The sequence below is a fragment of the Microbacterium sp. Soil_C_42 genome (genome assembly GCF_057656735.1).
This window is the reverse complement of the sequence record NZ_JBDGJU010000087.1, coordinates 1-773: the sequence shown is the minus strand read 5'-3', so window position 1 is coordinate 773 and position 773 is coordinate 1. Positions and strand designations below refer to the sequence as shown.

The window sequence follows — 773 nt, the reverse complement described above, 5'->3', positions numbered from 1 at the left end:
GGCGGGCGTCGCCGGCACCGCGGGAGCGGCAGCCGGCGTCGTCGGCGTCTCACCCGTCGTCGCCTGTCGCGCGGCGGCCTCGCGGGCGGCGCGACGCGACGGGGGGACGGCGTCGCCGTCGGGCGATGAGTCGGGCATCAGTCGGGCTCCTGGGGGACGGGGGTTCCGGGAGGTCGTCCGGTGCTCTTCTCGACGTCGAGCGCTTGCTGGAGCAGGACGACCGCGGCGACCTGGTCCACGATGTTACGCGACGAACGCTGGGTTCTGCCCGAACTGCGCAGCGCCGCGTGTGCCGAGACGGTGGAGAGCCGTTCGTCGACGAGGCGCACGGGGAGCCCGGATGCCGCCGCCAGCGCCGCAGCGAAGTCCCGGGCGTCCTGTGTCGACGCCGTATCTTCGCCCCGCATGTTCAGCGGCAGGCCGACGTAGAGCTCGACCGCCGAATACTCGTCGGACAGCGCCACGATGCGGGGCACGGATGCCTCGTCACGCGGCACCGTCTCGACCGGAGTCGCGAGCAGACCGTCGGGGTCGCACTTCGCGACTCCGACCCGGGCCTTGCCCACGTCGATGCCGAGCCGCGTCCCCCGCCGCCAGCCGTTCACAGGCGCTTTCCGCTCACGCGCCGAGCGCGTCCTTGACCGAGGTCAGCGCCGCCGGGAGGGCCGCGGCATCCGTTCCACCGCCCTGGGCGACGTCGTCACGGCCACCGCCACCGCCGCCGAGCACGCCGGCGGCGCCCTTGGCGAGGACGCCCGCCTTGGCGCCCGCTG

2 protein-coding genes are annotated in these 773 nt (G+C 74.8%); both read right to left on the bottom strand.

Going from position 1 to position 773, the window contains the following annotated elements; genetic code table 11:
- Window positions 1-137: 137 nt before the first annotated feature.
- Window positions 138-605, bottom strand: a complete 468-nt coding sequence (gene ruvX, locus AC3A46_RS19510) for a Holliday junction resolvase RuvX (RefSeq protein ID WP_487666698.1) — start codon at window positions 603-605, stop codon at window positions 138-140.
- Window positions 606-618: 13 nt separating this feature from the next.
- Window positions 619-773 (bottom strand): DHHA1 domain-containing protein (locus AC3A46_RS19505; protein ID WP_487666699.1); only part of this gene is annotated, 155 nt, incomplete at its 5' end.